Raw genomic sequence first — 3,489 nt, 5'->3', positions numbered from 1 at the left:
GCATGGCGTTGCGCAGGATGAAGCGGCTGCGCAGTGTCGACGAGCCGACGCCCTTCGCGCGCCCGCGCGGCACAGCCGCCTCGTGGAGCTGTACGGCACGGACGGGGCGGCCTCGGGCGTGCGGGTCGAGTCCGACGTGACGCCCCTGGCCCCGCGGACGGCGACACCGTGGCTCACCGTTCCGGCGCACCCGGGGGCCTGGGTGGCGGTGGGGGTGCTGCTCGGCGTGGCCTCGGCGTCGCCGCAGCTCACCCCGCAGGAGGGCGGGTGGCTGGTCGTGTGGGCGGACGGGTCGACGACCGCGTTCGACGCGGAGGAGCTGCTGCCGCCCGGCTGACCTCAGCCGTGCGCGGTGCTGTCGCGCACGAGCAGCCGGGTGGGCACGATCGCACGGTCGCCGTCCGCCGCCGGGTCCGCTCCCTCGATCGCCGCGACAAGGGCCCCCACCGCCCGCTGTGCCAGTGCGGAGAAGTCCTGGCGGATGGTGGTGAGGGGCGGCAGGTAGTCCGCGGCATCCGGCACGTCGTCGAACCCCACCACGCTCACGTCCGCGGGCACACGGCGTCCGGACTCCGCCAGGGCCCGCAGCAGACCGAGGGCCATCTGGTCGTTCGCGCAGAACACGGCCGTCGCGGGAGCCAGCGCGGTGCCTGCCGCGAATCCCGACCGCGAGGTCCAGTCGCCGCGGACCACCGCGGGCGCCGCGATCCCGCCCGCGGCGAGCGCCTCCCGCCATCCCCGCTCGCGCTCGGCGGCGGCGAAGGAGTCGGCGGGCCCGGCGAGATGGTGCACGGCGGCGTGTCCGAGGCTCAGCAGGTGCGCCGTGGCCGCGGCCGCCCCTCCCGCGTGATCGCTGTGCACGACGATCGCCCCGGTCTCGGCGGGCGCGTCGACCACCACGAGGCGCAGACCCGGAGGCCGCGGGGCGGACGGCACGAGCGCGGAGGCCTCGTTCAGCACGACCGCGCCGTCGACGCCCTGGTCCGCGAGCTGGGCGAACGCCGCCTCGACGCCCTCGGACGCGGTGACCACGGTGAGGGCGTAGCCGCGTTCGGCCGCCGCCTCGGCCGTGGCCTGCAGCATGCGGGAGTTGCCGATCGTCGCGAGGGTGGTGACGACGAGGCCGATCGTGTGCGAGCGGCCCGTGCGCAGGGCTCGCGCGGCGCGGTGCGGCCGGTAGCCGAGCTCTGCCATCGCCGCCTCGACGCGGGCACGCGTGGCCGGATCGACCCGCGGGCTGCCGTTGACGACGCGCGACACCGTCTGGCCCGAGACTCCGGCGCGCGCGGCGACCTGGGCCATGGAGACGCGGGCGGCATCCGGCGCGGCGGATGCGGAGGCGGGGGTGTCTCGTGCCACGCGTCCTCCGTTCACAACTCCGTCATGTTGACGTTATCACGCGCGGAGACCTACCATGTTGACGTGAACACGCCCGATTCCCCTGAGATGCGGACGCAGGTCCTCGGTGCCGGCGTCGTCCGCCGCGCCACGACCCTCGCCGACGGCCGCGACCTCTTCTACTACGACGACCCCGGCACCGCCCTCGGTCCGGAGCGAGCCGTCGACGCCCGCACCCTCGCCCCGCGACCCGACACCGCGACCATGCGGCTCGACGTGCTGACGGGCGACTGGATCACCGTGGCAGCCAACCGACAGCACCGCGTGATGATGCCGAGCGCCGACGCCGACCCGCTCGCCCCGCAGACCCCGGGCAACCCGTCCGAGGTGCCGTCGCGCTACGACGTCGCCGTGTTCGAGAACCGCTCCCCCGCGTTCGGCCCCGCGCTCGCCGAGGCCGTCGGCACCGCCCCCGCCGCGGCCGACGCGCCGCGCGGGCTCGACGACCTCGACGCCCCGGGCCTCGGTCGCACCCGCACCGCGGTCGGACGCTGCGAGGTCGTGTGCTTCAGCCCCGAGCCCGCGGGATCGTTCGGCACCCAGACCGTCACGCGCGCCCGCACCGTGATCGAGGCGTGGGCCGACCGCACCGAAGCCCTCTCCGCGCTGCCCGGCATCCAGCAGGTGTTCCCGTTCGAGAACCGCGGCGCCGAGATCGGGGTCACACTGCCCCACCCGCACGGCCAGATCTACGCCTACCCGTACGTGACGCCGCGCACGACCCGCACGCTCGACATGATCGACCGCACCGCGCCCGACCTGTTCGCCCGCATCCTCGACACCGAGCAGCGGTCCGAGCGCGTCGTGCTCCGCGGCGAGCACTGGACCGCGTTCGTGCCCTTCGCCGCCCGCTGGCCGCTGGAGGTGCATCTGATGCCGCACCGCCACGTGCCCGACCTCGCCGCGACCACCGACGCCGAGCGCGACGAGCTCGCCCCGCTCTACCTGCGCCTGCTGCGCGGGGTCGACGCGCTGTACGACACCCCGACGCCCTACATCGCCGCGTGGCATCAGGCTCCCGTGCGCGTGGGCCGCGACAGCGTGCGCCTGCACCTGCAGCTGACGAGCCCCCGCCGCGCCGCCGACCGGCTCAAGTACCTCGCCGGCTCCGAGGCGGCGATGTGGGCGTGGGCCGCCGAGGTCACGCCGGAGCAGGGGGCCGAGCGCCTCCGCGACGCCATCGCCCGCACGGACGCCGTGGACGGAGTCTCCGCATGACCGCCGTGCGGGAGGCCGAGGCCCTGTTCGCGACCCTGACCGGGCACGGGCCGGACGGCGTGTGGTCGGCTCCCGGTCGCGTGAATCTGATCGGCGAGCACACCGACTATAACGACGGCTTCGTGCTGCCGTTCGCGATCCCGCAGCGCACGGCCGCGGCGGTCGGCGGGCGCGACGACGGTCGGCTCCGCGTCACCTCCACGTTCGCGGACGAGCCCGTGGAGGTCGCCCTCGACGACCTCGACCGCCTGTTCCCCACCGCGCCCGGGAGCCGCCCCGCGGTGCCGGAGTGGGCCGCGTACCCGCTCGGGGTGGCGTGGGCGCTGCGCCGGGCGACGGGGGTGCCGGGCCACGGCGCCGACATCGCGATCGCGTCGACCGTGCCGGTGGGCGCCGGACTGTCGTCGTCGGCCGCGATCGAGGGCGCCACGTCGTCCGCGCTGAACGAGCTGTGGGGTACCGGGCTCGACGCGGTGGCCCTCGCGCGCATCGGTCGCACGGCCGAGAACGAGGCGGTCGGCGCCCCCACCGGGATCATGGACCAGATGTCGTCGATGCTCGGCGAGCCCGACGCCGCGATCTTCCTCGACTGCCGCTCGCTGGAGGCCGAGGTCGTGCCTCTGGGCATGGCCGCGGCCGGGCTGTCCGTGCTGGTGATCGACACCCGCGTGAAGCACGCCCACTCGACCGGCGGCTACCGCGCGCGCCGCGAGTCGTGCGAGCGCGGTGCCGCGGCGCTCGGGGTGCCCGCGCTGCGCGACGTCGCGGTGGCGGACCTCGCCCGCGCGCAGGAGCTGCTCGACGACGAGACCTTCCGCCGCGTGCGCCACATCGTCACCGAGAACCAGCGCGTGCGCGACACCGTCACCGTGC

The 3,489-nt window shown here is 75.6% G+C and carries 3 protein-coding genes and 1 pseudogene; 3 read left to right on the top strand and 1 reads right to left on the bottom strand.

All coding sequences use genetic code 11. From position 1 onward, the window contains the following. Positions 1-337: pseudogene (locus tag DW297_RS05780) on the top strand (hypothetical protein); the annotation flags it as partial. A 2-nt stretch (positions 338-339) separates the two neighbouring features. On the opposite strand, the gene DW297_RS05775 reads toward DW297_RS05780, so the two are convergent. Next, positions 340-1,302 carry a LacI family DNA-binding transcriptional regulator gene (locus tag DW297_RS05775; RefSeq protein ID WP_136030289.1) on the bottom strand — a complete coding sequence of 321 codons (963 nt, stop codon included), beginning with the start codon at positions 1,300-1,302 and terminating at the stop codon, positions 340-342. A gap of 144 nt (positions 1,303-1,446) precedes the next feature. Between DW297_RS05775 and galT the strand changes: the two genes are divergently transcribed. After that, a complete protein-coding gene (gene galT, locus DW297_RS05770) occupies positions 1,447-2,616 on the top strand; it encodes a galactose-1-phosphate uridylyltransferase (protein ID WP_136030287.1) in 1,170 nt (389 codons plus the stop codon). Continuing rightward, positions 2,613-3,489: galactokinase (locus DW297_RS05765; RefSeq protein WP_136030283.1), on the top strand; the 877-nt coding region annotated here is incomplete at its 3' end. The genes galT and DW297_RS05765, both read left to right, overlap by 4 nt.

Origin of the sequence: Microbacterium sp. PF5, from assembly GCF_004794315.1 — a bacterium.
In the GTDB taxonomy this organism is placed as follows: domain Bacteria; phylum Actinomycetota; class Actinomycetes; order Actinomycetales; family Microbacteriaceae; genus Microbacterium; species Microbacterium sufflavum.
The sequence above is the reverse complement of the archived record's forward strand: the minus strand, read 5'-3'. Positions and strand labels throughout refer to the sequence as shown.